This window comes from Pectobacterium cacticida, from assembly GCF_036885195.1.
In the GTDB taxonomy this organism is placed as follows: domain Bacteria; phylum Pseudomonadota; class Gammaproteobacteria; order Enterobacterales; family Enterobacteriaceae; genus Pectobacterium; species Pectobacterium cacticida.
This window is the reverse complement of record NZ_CP133656.1, coordinates 799,529-823,750: the sequence shown is the minus strand read 5'-3', so window position 1 is coordinate 823,750 and position 24,222 is coordinate 799,529. Positions and strand designations below refer to the sequence as shown.

Annotated in this window: 20 protein-coding genes and 1 tRNA gene; 15 read left to right on the top strand and 6 right to left on the bottom strand. The window is 50.6% G+C overall.

Annotated elements, in window-relative coordinates:
- Nucleotides 1–88 precede the first annotated feature (88 nt).
- The 9 genes from RFN81_RS03910 (at nt 89) to RFN81_RS03870 (ending at nt 12,755) form a co-directional block, all read left to right on the top strand.
- A complete protein-coding gene (locus tag RFN81_RS03910; protein WP_264497874.1) occupies nt 89–604 on the top strand; it encodes an RNA polymerase sigma factor in 516 nt (171 codons plus the stop codon).
- Nucleotides 605–656: 52 nt separating this feature from the next.
- The gene (locus tag RFN81_RS03905) at nt 657–1,667 is read left to right on the top strand and encodes a FecR family protein (RefSeq protein ID WP_264497873.1); all 1,011 of its coding nucleotides are present in this window, start codon (nt 657–659) and stop codon (nt 1,665–1,667) included.
- 207 nt (nt 1,668–1,874) lie between these two features.
- The gene (locus RFN81_RS03900) at nt 1,875–3,662 is read left to right on the top strand and encodes an ABC transporter ATP-binding protein/permease (protein ID WP_264497872.1); all 1,788 of its coding nucleotides are present in this window, start codon (nt 1,875–1,877) and stop codon (nt 3,660–3,662) included.
- A 189-nt stretch (nt 3,663–3,851) separates the two neighbouring features.
- Complete coding sequence (locus tag RFN81_RS03895) at nt 3,852–4,862, top strand: MotA/TolQ/ExbB proton channel family protein (protein WP_264497871.1); 1,011 nt, start codon at nt 3,852–3,854, stop codon at nt 4,860–4,862.
- A 1-nt stretch (nt 4,863) separates the two neighbouring features.
- Nucleotides 4,864–5,304, top strand: a complete 441-nt coding sequence (locus RFN81_RS03890; protein ID WP_264497870.1) for a biopolymer transporter ExbD — start codon at nt 4,864–4,866, stop codon at nt 5,302–5,304.
- Nucleotides 5,301–6,110 (top strand): energy transducer TonB, encoded by an 810-nt coding sequence (locus RFN81_RS03885; protein WP_264497869.1) that lies wholly within the window; start codon nt 5,301–5,303, stop codon nt 6,108–6,110. Before RFN81_RS03890 ends, RFN81_RS03885 begins: the two co-directional genes overlap by 4 nt.
- A 108-nt stretch (nt 6,111–6,218) precedes the next feature.
- Complete coding sequence (locus tag RFN81_RS03880; protein ID WP_264497868.1) at nt 6,219–8,741, top strand: TonB-dependent siderophore receptor; 2,523 nt, start codon at nt 6,219–6,221, stop codon at nt 8,739–8,741.
- Nucleotides 8,742–8,766: 25 nt separating this feature from the next.
- Nucleotides 8,767–11,484 (top strand): M16 family metallopeptidase, encoded by a 2,718-nt coding sequence (locus RFN81_RS03875; RefSeq protein ID WP_264497867.1) that lies wholly within the window; start codon nt 8,767–8,769, stop codon nt 11,482–11,484.
- 146 nt (nt 11,485–11,630) lie between these two features.
- On the top strand, nt 11,631–12,755 hold the full coding sequence (locus tag RFN81_RS03870) for a TlpA family protein disulfide reductase (protein ID WP_264497866.1): 1,125 nt from the start codon (nt 11,631–11,633) through the stop codon (nt 12,753–12,755).
- Between the two features lie 141 nt (nt 12,756–12,896).
- Here RFN81_RS03870 and RFN81_RS03865 read toward each other — a convergent pair whose 3' ends face one another.
- From RFN81_RS03865 to trmB, 3 genes are all read right to left on the bottom strand, one after another.
- Entirely contained in the window at nt 12,897–13,610 is a 714-nt protein-coding gene (locus RFN81_RS03865; RefSeq protein WP_264497865.1) for a DUF2884 domain-containing protein, read from the bottom strand.
- Nucleotides 13,611–13,789: 179 nt separating this feature from the next.
- A complete protein-coding gene (locus tag RFN81_RS03860) occupies nt 13,790–14,134 on the bottom strand; it encodes a YggL family protein (RefSeq protein ID WP_264497864.1) in 345 nt (114 codons plus the stop codon).
- A gap of 1 nt (nt 14,135) precedes the next feature.
- Complete coding sequence (gene trmB / locus RFN81_RS03855; protein WP_264497863.1) at nt 14,136–14,855, bottom strand: tRNA (guanosine(46)-N7)-methyltransferase TrmB; 720 nt, start codon at nt 14,853–14,855, stop codon at nt 14,136–14,138.
- Between the two features lie 163 nt (nt 14,856–15,018).
- Here trmB and mutY point away from each other — a divergent pair, with 163 nt between their 5' ends.
- From mutY to RFN81_RS03835, 4 genes are all read left to right on the top strand, one after another.
- The gene (gene mutY, locus RFN81_RS03850) at nt 15,019–16,125 is read left to right on the top strand and encodes an A/G-specific adenine glycosylase (RefSeq protein ID WP_264497862.1); all 1,107 of its coding nucleotides are present in this window, start codon (nt 15,019–15,021) and stop codon (nt 16,123–16,125) included.
- A complete protein-coding gene (locus RFN81_RS03845; protein ID WP_264497861.1) occupies nt 16,122–16,394 on the top strand; it encodes an oxidative damage protection protein in 273 nt (90 codons plus the stop codon). Before mutY ends, RFN81_RS03845 begins: the two co-directional genes overlap by 4 nt.
- A 53-nt stretch (nt 16,395–16,447) precedes the next feature.
- A complete protein-coding gene (gene mltC / locus RFN81_RS03840; RefSeq protein WP_264497860.1) occupies nt 16,448–17,521 on the top strand; it encodes a membrane-bound lytic murein transglycosylase MltC in 1,074 nt (357 codons plus the stop codon).
- Between the two features lie 109 nt (nt 17,522–17,630).
- Nucleotides 17,631–18,722 carry a helix-turn-helix domain-containing protein gene (locus RFN81_RS03835; RefSeq protein ID WP_319800200.1) on the top strand — a complete coding sequence of 364 codons (1,092 nt, stop codon included), beginning with the start codon at nt 17,631–17,633 and terminating at the stop codon, nt 18,720–18,722.
- Here the strand turns inward: RFN81_RS03835 and RFN81_RS03830 are convergent.
- Nucleotides 18,685–19,728 carry an alpha/beta hydrolase family protein gene (locus RFN81_RS03830; protein WP_264497858.1) on the bottom strand — a complete coding sequence of 348 codons (1,044 nt, stop codon included), beginning with the start codon at nt 19,726–19,728 and terminating at the stop codon, nt 18,685–18,687. The two genes, RFN81_RS03835 and RFN81_RS03830, sit on opposite strands and share 38 nt — an antisense overlap.
- Nucleotides 19,729–20,280: 552 nt before the next feature.
- Between RFN81_RS03830 and RFN81_RS03825 the strand changes: the two genes are divergently transcribed.
- Nucleotides 20,281–20,691, top strand: a complete 411-nt coding sequence (locus RFN81_RS03825; RefSeq protein ID WP_264497857.1) for a DUF2628 domain-containing protein — start codon at nt 20,281–20,283, stop codon at nt 20,689–20,691.
- Between the two features lie 68 nt (nt 20,692–20,759).
- On the opposite strand, the gene RFN81_RS03820 is transcribed toward RFN81_RS03825, so the two are convergent.
- Both RFN81_RS03820 and RFN81_RS03815 read right to left on the bottom strand, forming a co-directional pair.
- Complete coding sequence (locus tag RFN81_RS03820; protein ID WP_264497856.1) at nt 20,760–22,910, bottom strand: ornithine decarboxylase; 2,151 nt, start codon at nt 22,908–22,910, stop codon at nt 20,760–20,762.
- A 230-nt stretch (nt 22,911–23,140) separates the two neighbouring features.
- The gene (locus RFN81_RS03815) at nt 23,141–23,266 is read right to left on the bottom strand and encodes a hypothetical protein (protein WP_264497855.1); all 126 of its coding nucleotides are present in this window, start codon (nt 23,264–23,266) and stop codon (nt 23,141–23,143) included.
- Nucleotides 23,267–23,579: 313 nt separating this feature from the next.
- On the opposite strand from RFN81_RS03815, the gene RFN81_RS03810 reads away from it, so the two are divergent.
- Nucleotides 23,580–23,655, top strand: a tRNA-Phe gene (locus tag RFN81_RS03810).
- Nucleotides 23,656–24,222: the final 567 nt, after the last annotated feature.

Below are 24,222 nucleotides of genomic sequence, written 5' to 3'. Positions count from 1 at the left end.
ATATCTGATGGGGTTTTACTTTTTATGACATTATGGAAATATGCTGAGACTATTAAAATAAATTATTGTTATTCAACAGGGCATGGCTATGTTAACCAAAGATACTAATATTGATATTGTTGATGTTTTTGTCGATATGTATTCGACATTGCTAAAAATTGTCAGCTATCGCACAGGGACATTACATGCCGCGCAAGACATTACTCAGGAAATTTATTTCAAGGTAATAAATATCGCCAATGAGTTCCCGGCATATAATGATGCGCGGAATTACCTCATTCGCGTCGCGTTAAACGCCTCAAGTGATTATCAGCGTACAGAGAAACGTCGAACGCAGATACTAAATGGCGCCCTGTCTTTGTTTGAAAATTACGCGCCCTCCCTTGAAGATAATCACTATGCCGCAGAAAAAATAACACTTCTCGATAGTTCGCTGTCGTCATTACCTGAAAAATGCCGGGAAATCTTGTATTTTAGTCGCGTAGAAGGGCTGACACATAAAGAAATTGCTGAAAAAATGGGCATATCTGTGAGTCTTGTCGAAAAATATGCAATACGCGCGTTGTTGCAGTGCCGGGATGTTATTAAGACGTCTGGAGAATAAGCTATAATACGCTCAGGCTCTTTTCCCCAATAAACATAATTGGAACACCGTCGTGGCACCTAACAACTTTCATACCTCATCAGAAGATGATGCTTTGGAAACAAAAGCCATTTATTGGCTTGTCAGGTTAACGTCCGGCGAAATTACCCAGGGTGAATTAAAAAAGTTTAATCAATGGCGATGTTCAAATCCGCGCCATGAAGCCGCATTGACTTCGGCTCTGAATTTATGGCTTCAGATTGGTAAACCGCTCGAAGCTCATCAACGCGCAATGCTTCTCCGTTCTTATCCTTCTACTGGCTACGGTCGTCGCTTCGCCTCACTGCCTCCCCGGCGTTTAATATCGATAGGCTTCCTGCTGCTGATTAGTCTGATGGGATGTTACCAATGGATGAATTATTGGCGTTTTAGCTATGCCACGCGTTTGGGGGAATTTCGCGAAGTGTCTCTCAATGATGGCAGTAGGATGTGGCTAAATACCGATAGCGCCGCAAATGTAGATGTTTCAGCTTTCCATCGACACGTTATGTTAGCGCGCGGGGAAGCGTTTTTTGACGTCAAACACGACGAAAAAATTCCTTTTACCGTGAACGCCGGAAGCGGCTATATCAGGGTATTAGGAACCGCTTTCGCGGTAAAAATCGAGGGTAAAAATACCGTTATCACCTCTCAGAACGGCAAAGTCAGTATTACCGCTAACGCGCAGAAAACAGTAGAGATCGGTGCCGATCAATCCGCGGTTATTAATTCAGCCAAGAATACGCTGGCGGTTAGCAACGTTGACGCCAGGAGTGAGCTTGCCTGGCAGAAAGGCTTATTGATATTTGAAAACAGTACGTTGCACGACATAGTAAAAACCCTGAAACGCTATGATAGAAAAGTGATTTATCTCAGCCCCTCGCTATCAGATAAATTTCGTCTGAGCGCCAGTATCAATACCGCTAACATTGACGGCTGGTTCGATCAGTTAGAAAAAGTGCTCCCCATTCAGGTAAGGCGTTTAGGGCCGATTATCTGGGTTCAGGCGACATCGGCATATGATGCCCCCACCGCTGGAATGTAAACCTCTTCTTATTCTATCCCCGTATTCCCGCCCACTATCAGCATAAATATTCTTTTTTCTCATTACTGTTTTTGCCTTGCTGGCACGTTCTTGAATAAGACGAAGACAAATTCGCTTTTCTTACGGGAAGAGTTTTGGGACATCTTTAGAAGGTGACGTAATGTTGACTGGCTATGGTTATGCTCGTGAAAAAAGTATGGGGTCGGAATGAAAGACAGTAAAACCCCAGAGGTCAATAAAAAAGATTATCGCATCTCCTGGCTATTACTTAACCGTATATGGATGTTAACTCACCCATTCTGGCGACAAAAGGAGCATCGCCGTTGGTGGGTGTTGATGTGCATATTATTACTCATGACGCCGGCTTTCTCGGCCATCGGTTATTGGACCGCAAACCTGACGGCGGACATGACCAACGCGATTGTTGCGCGCGACCGACCTCAGTATACGAATTTGTTTTGGGTTATCGCCATCGTCAGTGTCCTCAGTTTTGTGGTTCAAATGGTGATGTACTATCTGAGCAACGTGCTGAACGTGCGCTGGCGTAGCTGGTTAACCGAATGGCTTGTAACGCGCTATTTGCATCGCCGAACCTACTACAATATTACCGTACACGAAGATTTGGACAATCCGGATCAACGTATTCAAGGCGATGTGGACCCGTTTGTCAGCACCATGACGGGTATTCCGCTGCAAATAATTAGCCAGTTAATGGGGTTATTAACGGGTGGCATTATCATCGCCTCCATCAGCCAGACGATGATGTGGTATGTGATTGCCTATGCGATTATCTCTACGCTCATCACGCTGGCGATGTATACGCCAATGATCAGGTTGAATTTTAACAGCACGGTGGCGGAAGCCGATCTGCGTTACGGTTTGCTGCATGTGCGAGATAACGCAGAAACCGTCGCTTTTTACCGTGGTGAGGCGACTGAAAAGCAGCAAATCGACCGACGACTGGAAATCGCCACGAATAGCAAAATGGCGATTCTTGTTTATCAGTTAAAAATGTCGATGATTAACTTCGGTATGGGGCAATTATGGAACCTGGCGCCCTTTTTCCTCATCGCGCCGCTGTTCTTCGAACACAAAATTGAGTACGGGGCGATTGCTATGGCCACCACGGCCGCCACGCAGATGATGACGGCGCTGACCACACTTTCGCAATTTATCCCCACCATTGCCAGTATGGCTCCGAGCGCGGTACGTCTGGCGCAAATCGTCGAACGATTTGATGAGTTGGATATTCAACAGGACGATCCGCATAAGCACACAATACGAATCCAGCAGGGTTCCGCGATTGCGCTGCACGATGTCAGCCTCGAAACGCCTGGCGGAGAACAAACATTAACGCAACACCTCTCGTTAACGATCTCGCCCGGACAGCATTTGCTAATCCAGGGGCAGACCGGTGTCGGTAAAAGCTCGCTGTTACGCGCCATGGCGGGATTATGGCAGCGAGGACGAGGGGAAATTACTATGCCAGCGATTGAGGACTGTTTCTTCCTGCCTCAGCGCCCTTACATGATCCTCGCAGATCTACGCTCGCAATTGCTTTACCCCAACACCAACCGGCAGGTATCGGATGACGTGCTACAGCGTTGTCTGGAAAGGGTTAATCTTTCCGACCTATGCGATAAATATGGTGATTTTGACAGCGTGCGGGACTGGGGAAAAGTGTTATCACTCGGCGAACAACAACGTATTGGCTTCGCCAGAGTACTGCTTGCCAAGTCAAAATTTGTGTTCCTGGATGAAGCGACTAGCGCCGTGGATATTGATACCGAACGAGGACTCTATCAACTGCTGGCAGAAACCGGCACCACCTATATCAGCGTAGGGCACCGCCCTTCCATTACCGAATTTCATAAAGAAATACTCCAACTTCATTCCAGAGGTAAATGGTCGTTACTACGCAATACCGCTGATGCGAACGATCCGGCAAACCATTGTAAAGCATTAACGCCATTGCCCAATGTCGCGGGTAATTAAGATCTGGCGACCACAAGAAAGATGCACAACAAAAAGCGATTAAAAAATATTTTTATCATTATCTCAATTTTATTGCGGTAAACCCCTTGCTAACACGTTTAGTTAAGAAAAGAGGCGAAGTAACCGCACGGTGCTAGCGTTCCCAACTTGGGTCACTGGCTTCATTGCATCCAGAGGATAATTTTCATCATGTTAACTATTATCGGGTCTGTATTAAGCGCCAAACGTATGCTGGTCATGCAATGGGTATTCGCGCCGTTGTTTTTCATGTTAAGCGCGTTGCCAGCACATGCCGCAGAGGCGCTCAATTCTCCTGCGGACGCCGCGCCGGTAGCAGCCTCCCCCACCACGGTAACAGAGGCTACAACCAGCGCGCCAGAGAGCGATGCCGAACTACAAGCGCCGACTGAGGCTGAATCCAGCGCCTCTACGCCAGAGAGCGCTGTTACTAAGCCTCAAGAAACCATAACCACGGCGGCGACAAGCAACCTGGACTTTTCACCCATCGCGCTCTATCACCACGCCGATAGCGTTGGCAAGATGGTTATCTTGTTGCTACTCAGTGGCTCGGTACTGAGCTGGTCTGTGTGGTTGAGTAAAACCATCAGTATTCTTTATTACCGCCGTGGTTTGCAAACGAGTGCGGCGCAACTCTGCCAGTCTTTGACGTTGGAAGAGACCCGTAAACTCTCTTCGCGCGTCTGTCGGCACATTGGCGAGCAGGCGCTGGTAGAGTTAAAGCATAAGCAAGAAAATGGTGGACGGCTGATAGTCGAAACCTTAAAAGAACGGGTTCAGGCACGTATCAGCCGTGTCGAGGCCGGGGAAGCGCGCCGCCTGACGCGAGGCGTCAGTATTCTTGCAACGACAACCGCCGTCGCGCCATTTGTTGGTCTCTTCGGCACGGTGTGGGGGATCATGCACAGCTTTACGTCGATAGCGCGCATGCAATCGACCAGTCTCAGCGTCGTGGCGCCAGGTATCGCCGAGTCGCTTTTTGCCACCGCGCTAGGGCTGGCCGTCGCCATTCCGGCTGTTATTTTCTTTAACATGCTAACCCGACATATTAGCGGCGCTCGCCAGCAGATGATGGATGTTTCAACGTTGACGCTATGTCTACTGAGTCAACAGCTTGATGAAGAGCAGGAATCATCATGCCAGGAATTAGCCCAGCAGCATGACATTAAACGGGTGGTTTAACATGGCTTTTACTCCTACATCATCCGATGATGATTTGAATGCGCTGAGTGACATAAACGTCACGCCGTTTATTGATGTCATGCTGGTATTACTGATCATTTTTATGGTTACCGCCCCGCTGGCAACCAGCAATATTGATATTGATCTACCGTCGACAACTAAAGCGCCTCAACCTGATAATCAGCAACCGCTTATTATCAACTTAAAAGAGGGTGGCGATCTATTTATCAAAGATCGGGCCATTACGCGTAACGAATTCACCAGGGAAATTAATCAAGCCAGCAACAACAATACGGGAACGCGCATATTTATTCGTGCGGATAAGAACGTTAATTATCAGGCATTAATATCGCTGATGGATTTATTGCGCGATAACGGTTACCTCAAAGTATCACTCATCGGTATGGATGCCGGCGGTCATACCAAGGAAACCGGAAAATGACGGCTATCTATGGTATGCAGTCGGCGCGGCGGCCTGCCCTATATAAGAAAGCCCTGTGGTTAGCGACGCCACTCTTGGTCATGGCCGGGCATCTTGCCGTAATTGCACTGTTATTACGCGATCCAACAATCAGAATGCCGCCGCCATTGTCACAAACGCCGGCTGCAGCACCGATCGCTATTGAGCTTGCCGCGCTGGCGACATCCGTAAAACCGCAAGTTGAGATGGAGCCAGCCGCTACGCCGGATACGCCTCCCCCACCGCCACCGGAAGCGGAAATCATTCAGTCGGTGGTAAAGGAGGAGCCGAAGGCCGTTGCAAAGCTAACCGTACGTGAAAAGCCTGACGTGAAACACGAACCGCGCAAACAGAAGAAAGTAGAAAAACACGTTGTTACACCTTCGCCAGCGCGGCAAAGCCAGCAGCAAATCGATAACAGCAACCGTCGAATTGCCGACGTTAACCGTGCGCCACAGGTAGGCGCAACGAGTGACGCCACGCTAAAGGCCAATATGAGCTGGCAATCAGCCATTCTGGCGCGTTTGCAAAAAGAAAAACGCTATCCCGCGTTTGCGCTACGCACCCATCAGCAGGATACGATCCTCCTACGGTTTTTCGTTGATGAAAGGGGTAATGTAACGGATGTCAGCATCGTTAAAAGTCGTGGTTATTCGATATTAGATAAGGAATCGCTTGATTTAGTTAAACGCGTATCGCCGCTGCCGAAACCCCCAACAAGCACGCTAAAAAATGGCAGTGCAGAGCTTATCGTGCCTATTCAGTTTTATATTACAGAAAAAAGTTAATGTCCTTTGCCCCGCCTTCCAAAATAAAAATATTTTTATATACAGTGATGTTTTTTCCTGTCGGTCACGTTTTATTTAAAAAAGCCGTTTAACGAGGGAAACAAAATAATGAAGCACAATGTTAAAATAAAAAGACTGGCATTAATTATCGCCTCTACACTATTTCTCTCGCCGCCATTTCTTTCTGCGGCGACAGGAAATGTGACCAATAGCCAATCGGATTCAATTGCAGATTATCAAATCCCAGCGGGGAACTTAAGCCTCGCACTGGTTCAGTTTAGTTTACAAAGTAATATGCAATTAATTGCGCCCAGCTCACTAACCGACGGGCTAGCCACACCAGGGGTAAGCGGCAAACTGAGCGCCTCAGACGCGCTTGAAAAGCTGCTGGCGGGGAGTGGATTGCACTTTATACTGGATTCGCAGCAAAATATCGTCACGTTAAGCGGCCCGCAATCGAACGGTGATAACCCAAATCAGCTTAATGCCGTAAAGGTTGAAGGCGTTCAGAGCGCGATCGTGGCGGGAGGGGCTAATGGCAGCACGGATTTAACGGCGACAGAAGGCAGCAACAGTTACACCACCACCGCTATCAGTATCGGCTCGAAAACGCCGCAATCATTAAAAGAAACGCCGCAAAGCGTCAGCGTTATAACCAACAAACAGATCAAGGATCAGAACCTGACCAGTCTGGATTCCGTGATGTCAAAGGCATCGGGGATTACTGTCAGGAAAATCAGTGGGTCTGATCAATATTATTCACGCGGCTGGCGCGTCACCAATATCCAACTGGATGGCGGCACGCCCATCCAGCTATTCAATTCTCTGACTTCTTCTGACAGCGCGATCTCCTCTTTTGATATGTCGATGTTCGATCACGCGGAAATTTTACGCGGGGGAGACAGTTTAAACAGCGTCGGCAGCAGTTCCCCCGGCGGGAGCATCAATTTAACGCGTAAACGCCCGCTCGATCACAAACAGGTCTCGATCAGCGGTCAAGCTGGCTCCTGGAACGACTACCGTACCTCTGTTGACGTCAGCAGCCCGCTGGCGTTCGATGATAAACTCCGCGGGCGTACCGTCATCACCTGGCAGGATAAAGACCAATTTTATCATCCGGCAAATGAGCGCTCTCGCCTGCTCTACGGTATTCTCGAAGCCGACCTCACGCCAACGACTCTGTTTTCGGTCGGAGGCAGCTATGTTCGAAAAAACAGCCTGCCGTGGGAAAGCGGATTACCCCGATATCAGTCGGGGCGTGATGCAAACTATCCACGCAGCACGAGTTTAACGCTGCCCTGGGGGCATGAGCAGTTAATTTCCAAAGAGCTGTTTACCCAGTTAAAACAAACGCTGGGTGAACATTGGACGTTGAACGCCCAGTTAACTTACTTAGACCAAAGCAACATTTATCGCGAGGGATCGATCATCGGCGCCGTGCCCGACCTAATGCCGGACTGGCGTTATTCCGATAATTCGGCAGGGAATTCGGATAGCAAACAGTATCTTTCCGACATTAACCTCGTCGGTAAATTCGATGTGTTTTCTCTGCCCCAACAGGTGTCTTTTTCCGGCAGCTACCAGAAAAACAAATCAGACATTGTCTCGTTTTATAACGTAACCGGAACGGGTTTACTCACTGACCCCGAGCCAAACTGGGATATCCAGTCGCTTAACACCGTTGGTTATAACACCTCTAATTTAGTGGCAAAAGTGGATTCAGTACTATTGCCTTTTCTACCTGATTTGCATTTCCAAACGGCGCTACGCTGGGATCGTTATGATGCCAACTATAATGCGTTTATCCCCAGCTTAGACATGAACTTAGGGGTAAATGTTAAAACGGAGCGCACATCAGTACCCTATTATGCACTGCGCTACGATATTTCGCCGGACTGGTCTGTCTATGGCAGCTACACCGATCTTTACCAGTTCCAGGCCCAGATGAGGACGGTAGATAACAACCCGTTACCCCCCATGACCGGCAGCACCAGGGAAATCGGCATTAAATACAGTCAAGGGTCAACCAATGCGTCACTCTCCGCCTATCGCTCAATGCAGCGTAATGGCGCCGAGACCGATCTATTGAATCCAGATTATTACCGTATAGGAAGCCGGGAAGAAATCAGTGAAGGGATTGATTTCGAGATTACGGGTGAACCCTTGCCCTGGTGGTCAGTCAATTTTGGCTACACCTTTAACAGCAACAAATCAAAACCGGACGCTGAAGACACCAGTAACGATAGAACGCTGTCGAGCTTTACGCCCAAGCATATGTTCAAACTGTGGAATGACTTCCAACTTAGCGGCAACGAGTACTTGAATAAGACACGCGTTGGATTAGGCGTTATTGCCCAAACCCGCAACTATACCAGTGGTCAGGTATGCAGCAAGGTCAACGCCGACGCTACCTGCGATTTTGAAAATTATGTGACTTATGCGTTTGGTCAGGGTTTTTATAGCGTTGTGTCTACGCGGCTCTCTTATCAAATTACTGACAACTGGTCTGCGGCGCTCAACGTCAACAACCTGTTTGACCGCCATTATTACAGCAGTACCAGTGGCGTTGACTCCGGCAACTGGTATGGCGCGCCGCGTAATGTAGTCTTCACTATCGATGGCACTTTTTGATGTTCTGAAGGGAACCCGTAATTAAATGACGACACGATTAAATAACCTGCATACGCCTAGCGGTTGGACGCCCGATAACATGGCGCTGAATATCGATTGCACAACATTCACGCTGGACAATGGATTAACCGTTATTGTGCATGAAGATCATCAAGCTCCGGTGGTTGCGGTCAACGTCTGGTATCGCGTCGGTTCAAAGGATGAACCCGCAGGGCAAACCGGCTTCGCACACCTTTTTGAACACCTGATGTTCGGCGGCAGCGGTAATCTACCCGGCTCGTATCTGGAACACATGTTGGCCGCCGGCGCGCTAACGGTGAACGGTACGACCAACCGCGATCGCACTAACTATTATCAAACGGTGCCGCTGGAAGCGCTGGATTTTGCCCTTTTCGCCGAATCTGACCGCATGGGACATTTTCTGGAAGGGCTGGAACAAGATGTGCTGGATCGCCAACTCAACGTGGTACTGAATGAGAAAAAAGAGCGTGAAGGTGAGCCTTATGGCGCTATCTTTGAACGCATATCGAAAACCTGTTTTCCTGCGGGTCATCCCTATGCGCATACCGTATTGGGCGAAGAAGTCGATCTGAAAAATGCCTCGCTGGAGGATGTGCGCCGCTGGTTCCTCCGCTGGTATCGTCCGTCAAATGCCGTATTGACACTGGCGGGAGCCATTAACGTCGAAACGGCAAAAGAAAAGGTCACTCGCTTCTTTGGGCATATCCCCGCTGGTGAACCGTTACAACGCCCTGCCGTATGGGTCAATGCGATTGAAGGGCAACGCCGCGAAATTCTGGAAGATCGCGTCGCACACGCCAGAGTGAATCTACGCTGGAATCTCCCGCCCTATGGTGATGATGAGACCACCACATTACTGCTGCTGCCTGCGATACTGACCCATGGCATGCTGTCCGTCATGCATCAGAAGCTGGTGCTTGACGCGGGTATCGCCACCTTCGTCAGCGCCTGGATTGAACCTGGCCAAATCTGTAGCCAATTTACCATTATGGCTCAGGCGCAGAATGATACGTCTCCCGCCGACCTTGAGGCGAGTATCCTCGACATTCTTGCCGAATTTATCGCCAACGGCGTCTCGGATGACACGCTGGAAAGAGTGCGAGATGCCTATCTGATCGACGACATAAAAAGCAATGCGACGGTGACGAACATTGCGGACCTCCTCTCTTTCCATTATGGCACCATGGGAGATGCCCTGGGGTTTCGCCGCATATTCTCCCGGCTGGCAACGATCACCGGCGAAGAAATTCGTCTCTGCGCCGGTCGTTGGTTAAACGATAACCGTTACTCGCTTCATATTGTTCCTTTCACTGCACGTTCGCTTGAGGTCGCCCCACCTGCCAGAGACGTGCCGAAAATCCAGATCTCCGCCGAGATAACGCTGCCGGAACAACGTAAAGCGATGCTAGCAAATGGCATTGCCGTCACGTTCGCCGCACGATCGCCTCAACCTGAGACGCTAATCTCGCTAGTCATTCCACGCGGTTGCGCATGGGATCGGTTTTATGCGCCGGGCGCCGGGCAACTGCTTGGTGCCATCCTCAGCGAATGCGGCACCGAAACCTTGACGGCCAACGACATGGCCGAAAAAGCCGAGCGCCTCGGGGCCGATATTAGCATTTCCGTAGGACAGGATAATCTAACCGTGACGCTGCGGGCGTTAACGTCGCGGCTAGCTCCCGCGCTTGAACTTCTGGCTGACAGAGTGCGTCGGAGCCGCTTCACCGAACAAGAATTTGAACACCATCGTTCGCAGCAGCTCAGTCACCTGCAATCCGAACTGACTACCCCCGATGGCATTGCCGCATTATTGCTCTCACAATCGCTATTTGCCGCCGATCACCCTTATGCAACGCCAATGTTCGGCTCCGGTACACCGGCGTCATTAGAAAACATGGCGTTTGACGCACTGTCCGCGCATCAGTCGCGCCTCCTTGTTCCAACAGGGGCTCAATTTATTCTTGCTGGCAGCGCCGATTTTGCCGATGTGGTCAACCAGCTCGACACGTTGTTCGGCGACTGGATAGACAACAGCTCATATGACGACCTGGCGCTCCCCGCCTTCAGGGCTAATACCGCCACCCTCTACCTTGTGGACAAACCGGGATCGATGCAGACCACCATTGCCGCCGCATCATTGATTCCCCGGCTTGATGGTCAGGAGGATGCCGCGTTCACCCTGTTACATGAAATTCTGTTCAATGGTTTTGCTTCACGACTCAATACCTCGCTGCGCGAAGAACACAACTGGACTTATGGTGTTAAAGGCATATTGAGACAGCATAAGGCCACCTATATACAGGGGCTATCTACCTCGGTACAACGCGAAAGTAGTGGAGAAGCGCTGAGCGAAATCTTCCGTCAGCTAACGACCATTCAGCAAGATCGCCCCATCAACACCAGCGAATTAGAGCAATTTCGCCGGGGAGAATTGCTGCGGTTACGCGGCGGGTTTGAGGGCGTGGGACAATTACTGAGTTACATCCGGTATGCCATTACCCAGCAAAGGCCAGAAAACTATTGGCAACAATACGCGAAATATGTTGCCGCGATGACACCGGCAGACCTGCAACATCAGGCCCAACAATGGATAAACCCCGAACGGATGGTTTGGGTTGTGATCGGCGATATGAAACACGTGGAAAAGGAAATTCGCTCAGCGCTGCCCTCGGCTCTGCTGCCATGCATCTTGTTAAAAGATAACGAGTTACCTGGCTTATAAGGTTGTAATAAACCTGTCGCATTACCCAGACGGTAAGCGACAGGCGCCCGGTTTACCGCCAATAAATTGGCTTTGCGTAACGTACTACGATGGTCATGCCTTTCATGGCGTGCCGAGAATGTCACCTTTTACCTGATGGAGCTACTATGTCAGATACCCCTTTATACATTGGCGATCCCGTCCCCGCGTTTCCACAATTGCACTTTATTAAAGGCTCTCCGTTTTCGGCATTTGAAGCGGGAAAAATATACGTTCTGGAATGCTGGGCGACCTGGTGCGGCCCTTGCGTAGACTCCTTCCCGCACATTAGTCAGTTACAGGAAAAATACCCTGATGTCACCGTGCTGGGAGCGGCGATCTGGGAAGAGGATATAGAGAAAGTACAGGCGTTTGTTAACGAGCATGACTCAGAGATGCAGTACACGATTGCCTTCAACCCGGTAGCAACCGGGGACGATGGGGAAGATATTCCGACCGCCTGGCTACGTCCGACCTATATGGACGGAATACCAACGGCGTACGTCATCGACGCACAAGGGCGCCTGGCCTGGTTTGGCCATCCGATGGATCTTGATGAACCCTTAGCCGCGCTGACATCCGGCAGCTTTGACATCAGTAAAGCAGCGGATAGCTATCGCCGCTGGGTTGCAGAAAGCATGATTGCGGAAAAAACGGCGCTGAAAAAACAGGTGCGTAGTTGTTTATCGAACGATGATTTGTCCGGTGCCATCGCCTTATACGACAAAGGCTTTAAAGAAAATCCGCCATTGGAAAAAGAGCTGTGCCTGAACAAATTAGAGTTGCTATTACGCTCTGGAGACGGACTGCAAGCCTTAGATTATGCCCGTTATTTAGTCTCAAACCCTCACCAGTCAGAAACCGAATTGCATGATGAAGTGGCTTACCTCATTCTCGACAGCATAGAGGATAATGCCACGATGCAGGGCCTGGATGAGCTATTGGCTTATGCTGAAGCACTTCTGCTCAATGCAGAAAAACAGGTGCTGGCGCAGGAACAACAAGACACCGTCGCGCTGTGCTATATCACCCGCGCGCTGGCGTTGATTAAACTCCGGCATAATAATCGGCAGGAGGCCGACCGCTATGCCAAAGCCTCGCTGGCCTACGCCCATCAGGCGGAATTTGATGAGGAAATGATCCAACAGATTTTAGGCCAACTGCTTGAAGACTGCCGGGTTGATGTTCCGGAACCGGTCAGTTCCCCCGGCAGAAAAGTCGTCTGCGATGGCGATCAATGCTGGCTGGAATAATCCGCCATTAACCTAGCGACCGCTCGACACCGCCATTTCCTGCCTTTGCGGCAGGAAATGGCTCAAACCAGACTCATCGATACAATCGCCACATCTGAGCGATCGCTGACTTATCCTTAAGCGTCAGCATGCGATAAACGTTCACTTCAGCGTCTGTAACAGTGCCTTACGCTGATTTTCCAGCGAGGTGATACGACCGCAGACTTCAGTACCAAAACGCTGAAATGTCTGCTCCTGCTGGTTCCATTCGGTCTGAACGGCTTGCTGTAAACCGCCAAGATTGCCCATCATCGCCTGTAACGGATTGCCCCCGCTGGATAATTGCTTCACCCCCATCTCATTCAGGCTGTCCTGTAGGACGCCGCCCAAACTCTGCTGGACGATCTGTTTACCATCTTGCTCAACCTGCTTGATCGCCTGATGATGAAACGTCAGGGTATCGCCACGACGTTCGAGGACGCGATCCAACTGCTGCTCAAGCTGTTTATCCAGTGTCGTTAATCGGTTACGCACATTGCTGTCGCTACCCAGTTCACGCACGATCACGTTATCCAGCGCGACACGCGCTTTTTCAAGATGCTGCTTCGCGCCCTGCGCGATCCACGGCAGTTGCTGGCGTATATCCGCCTGATAGGCTTTGGCCTTCTGGCGCTGTTCGGCATTTAAGGTCAGCGGCGTACCGTTACGGACGATATCGCCCTGTGGGGAAAGCTGTAAATTTCCGCTGGCGCCGACGACCTGAACGTGCTGCGGACTGATGATGATGTCGTCCTGCGGATTCACATTGCATTGGTATGCCGCCTGCACTTGCCAGGATAGCATCGTCAGTAAACCTAATATGACTTTACGCAACATCTCTTCTCCTAAAACAAACGCTTCATCTTGCCCCCAAAATGGCGGCGGCGAGTAACAACACGGTGATTAGATGATCGATGACGCCTGAGCCACAATCCGCTCAGGCATTTTTGCCTGGATCAAGGCCTATGCCTAAGCCAAGGCTGTTTTGCGTATTCCTGCGTGTACTGAAGCAAAAATTACAGCAGGTTTTCTGGCAGATCCCACCAGATATCGAACAGGTCACTGACTTTCACGTCCGTCAGTTTCTGTTCTTCCAGCCAGCGGCTAACCCGTTGGCGGTGCTCTTCGGTACAGTGACCTATTTTTTGCAGGCAGATGAGACCTTCCCAGTGCAGATACCCACTGCCTTCGAATGCCAGGCCCTGTGGTTCAATCACGTCATCGACGAATTTATCCATCAGTCGATCGATATCTTCTACGCTAGTGCCCTCCGGGAAACGGAAGCTAACCGAAAACCCTAACTCCTGAAATTCGTCGATGTGCAGTTTTTTGCGTAAACGACGGCTACGAGCTTGTGCCATTTTATTTTATCCTCTCAAACATCAGATCCCATACGCCATGCCCCAGCCGCTGGCCGCGCGCTTCAAATTTCGTTAGCGGTCGGTAATCCGGTCGCTCAACGTAGTCACTCTTATCGGAAAGATTGCGATACCCGGCGACAGACGTCATCACTTCGAGCATATGTTGCGCATAAGGTTCCCAATCCGTTGCCATATGGAACACACCGCCGACGTTCAGCTTACTTTGTACCAGTTCGACGAAAGGCGTCTGCACGATACGGCGTTTATTATGGCGGGCCTTGTGCCACGGATCGGGGAAGAAAAGTTGAACTCTGGACAGCGAATCATCGGGGATCATATGCATTAGCACGTCGATCGCATCATGACACATCACGCGTAAATTACCGACCCCCGCCGCCTGAGCAGAAGCGAGACATGCTCCCACGCCCGGCAGGTGAACTTCGATACCGAAGAAATTCTGATCGGGTTGCTGTGCCGCCATCGTCACCAGCGAGGCACCCATGCCAAAACCGATCTCCAGCACCACCGGCGCGTCACGACCAAATAGCGCGTTAAAATCTACCTGTTCGGCCTGATATTCCACGCCCATCACCGGCCAGTAGTTATCCAGCGCCACTTGCTGCCCGTTGGTCAAGCGCCCCTGGCGGCGGACAAAACTGCGGATACGACGCATCGGGCGTCCATTTTCATCAAATTCCGGTGAAATGACGTTGTTAATCATAAAGAGTGCTTACTTGCTGTCCGATTACATTAAGGAAACGCGCATTATGCAAGGATACCGTGGTTTAGCAAGCCCGCCGCCTCGGAAAGTTCCGGTTTACAGCACATTCACTCTGTGCTGCAATCGCTTGCAAATTTTATCTGTCGGATAGTGACCCCATTTTATGATGCAAGCGCAACAGTTCGCCCATCAGGTGCTGGACTGGTATCAACGCTATGGCCGCAAAACCCTACCGTGGCAGCTTGAGAAAACCCCCTATAAAGTCTGGCTATCCGAAGTGATGTTGCAGCAAACGCAGGTCACCACGGTTATTCCCTATTTCCAACGCTTTATGGCGCGTTTTCCAAACGTGAGCGCGCTGGCGGCCGCACCGCTGGACGAAGTGCTCCACTTATGGACCGGGCTGGGCTACTACGCCCGTGCGCGCAACCTGCACAAAGCGGCCCAGACCATCGTGTCACGTCACGGCGGCGAATTCCCCACTACGTTTGATGAAGTCGCAGCGTTGCCGGGCATCGGACGTTCCACCGCAGGCGCCGTGCTGTCGCTCTCTCTCGGCCAGCATTACCCGATTCTCGATGGCAACGTGAAGCGCGTGCTGGCGCGCTGTTATGCCGTTGACGGCTGGCCGGGCAAGAAAGAGGTTGAAAAGACGCTGTGGGAGCTAAGCGAAAATGTCACGCCAGCCGAAGGCGTCAGCCAGTTTAATCAAGCGATGATGGATCTCGGCGCAATGGTATGCACTCGCAGCCGTCCCAAGTGCGAGCTGTGCCCGCTCAACACCGGCTGCATTGCTTACGCCAACCACAGTTGGGCGCAATACCCCGGTAAAAAACCGAAACAGACGTTGCCGGAAAGAACCGGCTGGTTTCTGTTAATGCAACAAGACGCGCAGGTTTGGCTGCAACAGCGCCCCGCGGTTGGGCTTTGGGGTGGGCTCTATTGTTTCCCACAGTTCAGCACCCGTCAGGAATTGGAACTCTGGCTGCAACAGCGTGGTCTGAATCCTGATAGGTTGCAACAGCTTGTGGCATTCCGTCACACATTCAGCCACTTTCATCTGGATATCGTTCCGCTCTGGCTGGACGTATCGCAGAGCGAACGTTCACAATACAGCGCCTGCATGGATGACGGTGCAGGTCTCTGGTATAACTTAGCGCAGCCGCCGTCTGTCGGGCTGGCCGCCCCGGTAGAACGCCTGCTGAGGGCGTTGGCTGACCCGCAGGCGACACATTCGCATGCCCGCGAAATTGATGAGGAACAAGCATGAGCAGAACCATTTTTTGTACGTTTTTACAACGCGACGCCGAAGGACAGGATTTCCAACTCTACCCCGGCGATCTCGGCAAGCGCATCTATAACGAAATTTCTAAAGAAGCCTGGGCGCAGTGGCAAACTAAGCAAACCATGCTGATCAACGAGAAAAAACTTAGCATGATGAATGTTGAAGACCGTAAACTGCTGGAACAGGAAATGATCAAATTTCTGTTCGAAGGAAAGGACGTACATATCGAAGGCTATACGCCTCCCAGTCATTGAGAAGGTGGGCTTCCGGGCCCGCTTGCGCCCTTATTCCGACACGGCTTTGTAATATGAAGAAAATGTTAGCTCTGCTGGTGATTGCACCGCTATTAGTTTCCTGTTCGGGAAACAAAGGGAATACCAACAACGAGGCGTTTATCAAAGATACGAATGCCTTTGATATTTTGATGGGGCAGTTCGCCAATAACATCGAAAACATCTGGGGCATCAATGAAGTTTTGATCGCTGGCCCAAAAGACTACGTTAAATATACCGATCAATATCAGACACGTAGCCACATCAACTTTGATGCCGGTACGATCACGGTTGAAACTATTTCGGCGACGAACGCCGTCGCCAGCCTGCGCCAGGCGATCATCACAACCCTATTGATGGGCGATGATGCCAGCAATACCGACCTGTATTCCGACGCTAACGATATTCAGGTCAGCCGTGAACCACTACTCTATGGTCAGGTGCTAGATAACACCGGGCAACCGATTCGCTGGGAGGGCCGCGCCGCCAGCTTCGCGGATTATTTACTCCAGAACCGCTTGCAAAAACGCACGTCCGGCCTGCATGTGATCTGGTCGGTCACCATACAACTGGTGCCGAACCATTTGGATAAGCGCGCCCACAAATATCTTCCGCTGGTGCGTAAGGCAGCTGAACGTTACGGCATTGAAACGTCACTAATTCTGGCGATTATGCAGACCGAATCCAGCTTTAACCCTTATGCCGTCAGCCATGCCGACGCATTAGGACTGATGCAAGTAGTGCAGCACAGCGCGGGGCGCGATGTTTTTAAAATGAAAGGGAAATGGGGGCAGCCAAGTCGCAGCTATCTGTTTGATCCAGAGAACAATATCGATGCCGGCACCGCTTATCTATCGCTCTTAAAGAACAGCTATTTAGCCGGGATCGAAAACCCGACGTCAAAACGCTATGCCATGATCACCGCCTATAACGGCGGCGCGGGTAGCGTGTTGCGCGTCTTCTCCAGCGATCGCGACCGTGCTGTTAGCATTATCAACAGTATGTCGCCAAGCGAAGTCTATCAAACGCTCACGACTAAACATCCTTCTGGCGAATCGCGCCGTTATCTCTATAAAGTGAACATGGCGCAGAAAAATTATCTGCGCTAATTCGTGTGTACCGCTGAACGCCGCGCTATCGAGCCTGTTTCGATAGCGTGGCGTCATGAGGACAGATGGCTAAAAACACTATTTCATAGAAACGTTTCTGATGAACACAATGACCGCGATTCCCCTGCCTTTTATCACCGCACTTTTGCTGGTTATTTTGTTTTTTCGCATCCGATTTCTGGATATTCAGCACAATCGTCCTAACAAGAACACGAAAAAACGCAGCACCAAAGCAGAGGCGATCTTCATCGGCGCAAGCTGTCTTACTATGACGCTGGTGGCACTACGCTGGGGTAGCCACGTGGCCATACCTCTGTTTATCCAGCCTGCGATTGCCGCATCGATTCCGCCTCTGCTATGGCTTTGCCTTTTCCCTCGCAGCGAAAAAAAATCTGAGGATATACCCCGCAGACGCGGCAACTCTCTCGTGCCCCTGTTACCCCCCTTACTCATTCTTGGTGCACACGCCGCCCAGAGCAAAACGTCTATTCCGCTCATTGATATAACGCTGGTGAGTATTTACTTCGGTTATGGGACAACGCTGATTTACCGCGCTCGCTGTCTGCAAACACCATCCCCCAGTTGGAAAAGTGCGCCGTTTATCGCCGGGTTATATGTTCTGATCTCCGGCGCGATTGATATGGTGATTGCGCTGAATATCGCTTTCTACAGCGGCAGTCGCGCGACGACCTTCATCACCGCATTTCATCTTGCCATGCTGGCGATATTGACCCTGCTGATCGTCACACACCGTACAGTACCGCCAGTAGGACTTACCCCGCAGGCTGACCCGCCCCCCGTCGCGCCGCCAGTGACCGAAGACGAACACCGGCTCGCGAAAGCGTTAGATGATTTCATCCGCACTCACGCGCTGTACACCGATCCGAGCATGACGCTTCAGCGTTTGAGCAGACGCATGAGCATACCGCTCCGGCGCCTGTCCGAAACCATCAACCGCGTTCACGGTCGTAATTTTTCTCAGGTGATGAACGAATATCGCATCGAGGAGGCTAAACGCCTCCTCAGCCAAACGGATGACCGAATTACGGATATCATGCTAGCCAGCGGGTTCCAGACCAAATCAAACTTCAACCGCGAATTCCTGCGGCTAACGGGAATGAGCCCCAGCGTCTGGCGGAGTCAGCACCCACTTCAGGAACAGGTTATGGCTTCCGCCACGCCGCCTGAAGAAATTCACTGATATCCTGCGCGACGTCCTGATGGATCTGCTCACGCGAGCGTTCCCCGCCGTCAAGACAGATCATGCCATCTCCCGGGCTCTCGGCATTGATGATGTCAATAGCACCCGGTTTACAACGCTGCATGAAACTAAAATGCGTCGCGTCGGCAATTTCCTTATACGTTGAATGCGCTGGCGGCAGCTTCCGCGCCAGATCGTGAGACTCCAACGCGGCAGGCAGTTCCTCATTGGGATACCCGGCTGCCATAATCAAAACGGGAATATTGATTGCCGCCAGGCTCTGCGCGGTAATACCGCGTGCCAGCCCCATATCCAGCGAAACGACGGCGCGAATACGGGGATCGGCGAGTGATTTATCAAGCTGTGTACGCGATGCGGCATTTTTTGCAACCTGCATTCGTTCGTAGACTTTGCAGGACGCCAGCCCAGCGTGCGTCAGACAATCCTGCTCAAATTGATCCGTACTAAAGCGCCCACCAGCAAGCTCAAGCACCGTCCATCCCCCGAGCGAGTGACCGACAGCAGCAATCCGCTTCTCATCAACCCGCCCCATCTTTTCTGGCGCAGCCAGTAATGCAGTGACGACACGGCTGATATCATGAGGCCGTTGCCACAATTCCTGCGCCTTCTCAGTCCGCATATCTTTAGTGGTGGTTCCAGGATGATTAGGGGCAGCGACAATATAGCCTTGCTTAACCAACGCCTCTGCCAGCCACAGTTGGTTAAGCCAGCTCCCGCCATAGCCGTGCGAAACCACAATCAACGGATATTTGCCGGATTCAGGCGCAGCATTTTTACTCACGGTGATGCCGGGAAAGGCGGCGTTTTCGCCAATGATTGTCGTCTGCGAGGATGACGAAACCGGATAAAAGACGGCGACATCCAATGGCCGATTATCGGCACCTTTTACGATGGTTATCTGCTGAAACCCGATGCCAACATCCGCCAGAGCGGCAAAACTGAGTAGTAAACTGATGAACAATCCGAGTGTGATGCGCCATGCCATAACTATTTCTCCGACATTGATACGATGAAAACCACTTTTATAACAATGGCCTTCATCTCTTCGCGACCTAAAACGCGATATAGTCCCTCTTTTTCGGCGATCATCACCATGATCGTAAATCGATGAAAATCGTTGAGCGGAAAACAAACGCGCGATTAACGCTAATAAATAACGCTTTCTTTTACTATTGTTGCGATCGTGCGCATTAATACTGTGTTTAACCACAGATATTAATTTTACTTAATACAACATGTGACTCTTCATTAATAAAAATTGTCAGAATAAATATTTGTGACGATAAATACGGTTTTACAATATTCCTTTACCACGCGTAGCACCACGCCTAGGATTGACGCAATTAACCTGAAAACAATACCACTTAATTACTCTGCTATTAATACAGAAAGAAAATTATCAGCAAAAAACAACAATAAAATCCACCTAAACTTACCATCCTTAAATACACAGTGGTAAGACGCAGAATCAGTCAGTAAAATTATTAACGAAATAATTCACAGCAATATGATTAATTTTTTATATAAGAGAGCGGTTATGGAAAACACAGTAGGGAAACAATATTCTAAAAAATGGCAGACGCGATTCGCATTTTATAATGAGTTTGGGGCACCCAACACGGCGACCTTCAAAAATGGGTGTAAAAACGCGACATTTCGCACCAGAATGCTATTGAAATTCAACTTCATCGCCTTCTTCTTCAGTATCATTTATTTCTTTGTCCTGGGATTATGGCGTAAGAACCTGACGTTACTTGGTATTTCACTGGTTATCGCCACAATTTTTGCTTATATCGACGTCTATACCAGCATCTCGCTGCCAATCTATACCGAGAGCGCCGTTAGAACCGCCCTTAGTATGATGTGGGCGTTAACAGCTAACCACGCGTATTATCTCAAACAGATTCAGGGTAGCAAAAGCTGGAACCCGTTTGAAGGCATGTTCTAACAACTATGCCTGTACTATTCGGCCAGTTAATACTGGCCGAATTCATGATTTGAAGGACAATCACGCTATTATTCTAGTACGTAACCATACAAACGCTTGCTGCCATCTTCTTCTGTAACGCTGTAAACGCCCTGCAATTCTGGCGTAAATCCGGGTAACAGGTTAATGCCATCTTCCAGCGCCAGAAAATAACGCTGCACCGCTCCGCCCCAGATTTCCCCCGGCACCACGCACAGTACGCCCGGCGGATACGGCAATGCGCCTTCTGCCGCGATACGGCCTTCCGCTTCGGCGATAGGAACCAGTTCGATATTCCCGCGCACAAACTCTCTGTTGGCATCCTGTGGCAGCATTACAGCTGTAGGAAACGCGCTTTTGCGAAACATGGCTTTCTGCAAATCTTTCACGTTACGCTGAACATAAAAATCATGCATTTCCTGACATAATTGACGCAACCGATAACCCCGATAGCGGACTTTGTGTTTCTGATACAGGCTGGGAAGCACTTCACTCAGCGGCGCATCGCGGGCGATCAGCGTCTCGAAATGCACCAACGCATTCACCAGTTCCTGCATTTTTGCCGCGTCCTCCGCTGGCGTTAGCAGGAACAGGATTGAGTTCATGTCGCATTTTTCCGGGATAATGCCGTGTTCACGCAGGTAGTTAGCCAAAATCGTCGCCGGAATACCAAATTCGGTATACGCGCCGCTAGCGGCATCAATACCTGGCGTGGTCAGCAATAATTTGCAGGGATCGATAACGTATTGATCCTTCGCGTACCCTTCGAATGCATGCCATTTCTCGCCGGGCTCAAAGTTGAAGAAGCGCACGTCCTGCGCGATCGTCTGCGTATCGTGATCCTGCCAGAGTGCGCCCCCCACCGTCACTGGCACGAACGGTTTGATGAGCGAACAGCGCGTCAACAGTTGCTTACGCGCCTCAATACCCAGCTTCACGCAGTCCATCCATAGGCGACGCCCGCTCTCTCCTTCGTGCATTTTGGCATTGATATCCAGTGCCGCGAACAGCGGGTAAAACGGGCTCGTCGAGGCATGCAGCATGAAGGCGTTATTCAACTGTTTATGATTGCAGAAACGACGCTGGCCTTTGATGTGCGTATCTTTTTTGTGGATCTGCGAGGTCTGGGAGAAGCCTGCCTGCTGTTTATGCACCGACTGAGTGACAAAGATACCCGGATCATTTTCATTCAGATCCAGCAACAGCGGCGAGCATTGCTCCATCATCGGAATAAACTGCTCGTAGCCCACCCAGGCGGAATCAAACAGAATGTAGTCACACAGGTGCCCGATACTATCGACGACCTGACGCGCGTTATAAATGGTGCCGTCATAGGTGCCGAGCTGGATAACGGCCAGACGGAACGGACGTGGTTCATTGGCACGTTCCGGCGCGACTTCCGCGATCAGCTTGCGCAGATACGCTTCATCAAAACAGTGCGCGTCGATGCCGCCGATGAGGCCGAACGGGTTGCGTACGGTTTCCAGATAGATTGGCGTAGCGCCCGCCTGAATTAGCGCGCCGTGATGATTGGATTTATGGTTATTACGATCAAAAAGCACTAGGTCGCCACATGCCAGCAGCGCATTCGTCACTACTTTGTTTGCTGAAGATGTGCCATTCAACACGAAATAGGTTTTATCTGCGTTAAATACACGTGCGGCGTGCTTCTGCGCCTTCTTCGCTGCACCTTCATGAATTAGCAAATCGCCCAGCTTGACGTCTGCGTTGCAGATATCCGAACGAAACACGTTCTCACCGTAAAACTCAAAAAACTGGCGTCCTGCCGGATGTTTGCGAAAAAACTGCCCGCCCTGATGCCCCGGACAGGCAAAGGTGGTGTTTTTCATTCTGACGTATTTCGTTAGCGTATCGAAAAATGGTGGCAACAGCGCATCCTGATAAGCTTTCGCCGCATGCTCCAACACAATTGCATGCTCGCCGCCCTCATCAAGATTCAACCATTCGCTACCTGCTGGCGGAACATCTGATTCTTTATCTTCATCGGGCTCTTCGACAAACATCGGAATGCCAAAGCCGGTGTGCTGCAACAACGACAAAATGCCGCTACGCGCTTCTTCAATCGACACCACGACCGCCGCCACATCAGTGAAATCCGTCTGCCCCAACGCAACAATCTCACGCGCTGTGATTAAACGGGTGGCAACCGCTGCATTCGCCGCAATTTTTAACTGTTTCATGTAACCAAGCCAAACGGTTGAGGGTAAGTATACGTGTCTGGAAGACACCGCTCAGGGATAACAATACCAACCAATTACCATGCCAATCATCGGCGACAAGCGCACGATCCCTACAGGTCAACTGTAGGCCAAGAATGGAAAAACTGGAGCCAGCACCATCCGATAGACATCAGTAAAAGCAGAGCCGTACTCTATTTTTACTCATGCCTAACAGTGAGCGAACAAACGCCTCACCGCATGGTGAAGAAGGATAATCGACTGGGGGAAAGGTAGGTCGCGCAACGGGGAGAAAATGGCACGCACGATAGCATCATCAATGCGTTGGCGCGTAGCACCATAAACAATGAATCTGACATATCGGTTATCCTCTTTTCGCTACACGCTAGCTAGGCTTAAAGGGACGTTCAGGTGAACGAGACGTTAAAAACCGCGCAATAGTGGCATTATTCTTCGCCGAATTCAATAATACCGTCCGCACGCAATCTGGTAAAAGTGCAACTAAACTTGCCGCGTCGGCCCAGAATAAACACAGACAGGCAAAGAGCGGCGAAAGGATCGCCAGAAGTTGGTTATCAAAAACATCAATTGCCTGAAAATAGCGCAGGCGCTCTGCTTTGTGACATAAACCCGTTGACGCCACGTAATCAATACGGTTTAATGCGCCCCGTTGCCCGGATAGCTCAGTCGGTAGAGCAGAGGATTGAAAATCCTCGTGTCCTTGGTTCGATTCCGAGTCCGGGCACCACTTCTTCTTAACCCTCGCCTTTGGCGAGGGTTTTTTCGTTTCCGGCGTGTGGACTCTCCATCGAACTACGTTCGATTATTCGCCGCAAGCGGCTCACCCTTTCAGGGCCAGCGCGACAAGCGCGCTGTTCAACGCCTTTGGCGTTTGTCCGAGTCCGGGCACCACTTCTTCTTAACCCTCGCCTTTGGCGAGGGGTTTTTTCGTTTCCGGCGTGTGGACTCTCCATCGAACTACGTTCGATTATTCGCCGCAAGCGGCTCACCCTTTCAGGGCCAGCGCGACAAGCGCGCTGTTCAACGCCTTTGGCGTTTGTCCGAGTCCGGGCACCACTTCTTCTTAACCCTCGCCTTTGGCGAGGGTTTTTTTCGTTTCCGGCGTGTGGACTCTCCATCGAACTACGTTCGATTATTCGCCGCAAGCGGCTCACCCTTTCAGGGCCAGCGCGACAAGCGCGCTGTTCAACGCCTTTGGCGTTTGTCCGAGTCGGGCACCACCATTCCTTTTTTTATGCCTCCTTATCAATCCCTATGTTGTTGCGATTCAATAAGTTGGCGTGAAAATCTTTTC

Bases quoted from the DNA above. Each gene is read 5' to 3' on its own strand.
- RFN81_RS03910 (WP_264497874.1), top strand. From the start codon at position 89: ATGTTAACCAAAGATACTAATATTGATATTGTTGATGTTTTTGTCGAT.
- RFN81_RS03900 (WP_264497872.1), top strand. From the start codon at position 1,875: ATGAAAGACAGTAAAACCCCAGAGGTCAATAAAAAAGATTATCGCATC.
- RFN81_RS03895 (WP_264497871.1), top strand. From the start codon at position 3,852: ATGTTAACTATTATCGGGTCTGTATTAAGCGCCAAACGTATGCTGGTC.
- RFN81_RS03890 (WP_264497870.1), top strand. From the start codon at position 4,864: ATGGCTTTTACTCCTACATCATCCGATGATGATTTGAATGCGCTGAGT.
- RFN81_RS03885 (WP_264497869.1), top strand. From the start codon at position 5,301: ATGACGGCTATCTATGGTATGCAGTCGGCGCGGCGGCCTGCCCTATAT.
- RFN81_RS03880 (WP_264497868.1), top strand. From the start codon at position 6,219: ATGAAGCACAATGTTAAAATAAAAAGACTGGCATTAATTATCGCCTCT.
- RFN81_RS03875 (WP_264497867.1), top strand. From the start codon at position 8,767: ATGACGACACGATTAAATAACCTGCATACGCCTAGCGGTTGGACGCCC.
- RFN81_RS03870 (WP_264497866.1), top strand. From the start codon at position 11,631: ATGTCAGATACCCCTTTATACATTGGCGATCCCGTCCCCGCGTTTCCA.
- RFN81_RS03865 (WP_264497865.1), bottom strand. From the start codon at position 13,610: ATGTTGCGTAAAGTCATATTAGGTTTACTGACGATGCTATCCTGGCAA.
- RFN81_RS03860 (WP_264497864.1), bottom strand. From the start codon at position 14,134: ATGGCACAAGCTCGTAGCCGTCGTTTACGCAAAAAACTGCACATCGAC.
- trmB (WP_264497863.1), bottom strand. From the start codon at position 14,855: ATGATTAACAACGTCATTTCACCGGAATTTGATGAAAATGGACGCCCG.
- mutY (WP_264497862.1), top strand. From the start codon at position 15,019: ATGATGCAAGCGCAACAGTTCGCCCATCAGGTGCTGGACTGGTATCAA.
- RFN81_RS03845 (WP_264497861.1), top strand. From the start codon at position 16,122: ATGAGCAGAACCATTTTTTGTACGTTTTTACAACGCGACGCCGAAGGA.
- mltC (WP_264497860.1), top strand. From the start codon at position 16,448: ATGAAGAAAATGTTAGCTCTGCTGGTGATTGCACCGCTATTAGTTTCC.
- RFN81_RS03835 (WP_319800200.1), top strand. From the start codon at position 17,631: ATGACCGCGATTCCCCTGCCTTTTATCACCGCACTTTTGCTGGTTATT.
- RFN81_RS03830 (WP_264497858.1), bottom strand. From the start codon at position 19,728: ATGGCATGGCGCATCACACTCGGATTGTTCATCAGTTTACTACTCAGT.
- RFN81_RS03825 (WP_264497857.1), top strand. From the start codon at position 20,281: ATGGAAAACACAGTAGGGAAACAATATTCTAAAAAATGGCAGACGCGA.
- RFN81_RS03820 (WP_264497856.1), bottom strand. From the start codon at position 22,910: ATGAAACAGTTAAAAATTGCGGCGAATGCAGCGGTTGCCACCCGTTTA.
- RFN81_RS03815 (WP_264497855.1), bottom strand. From the start codon at position 23,266: ATGTCAGATTCATTGTTTATGGTGCTACGCGCCAACGCATTGATGATG.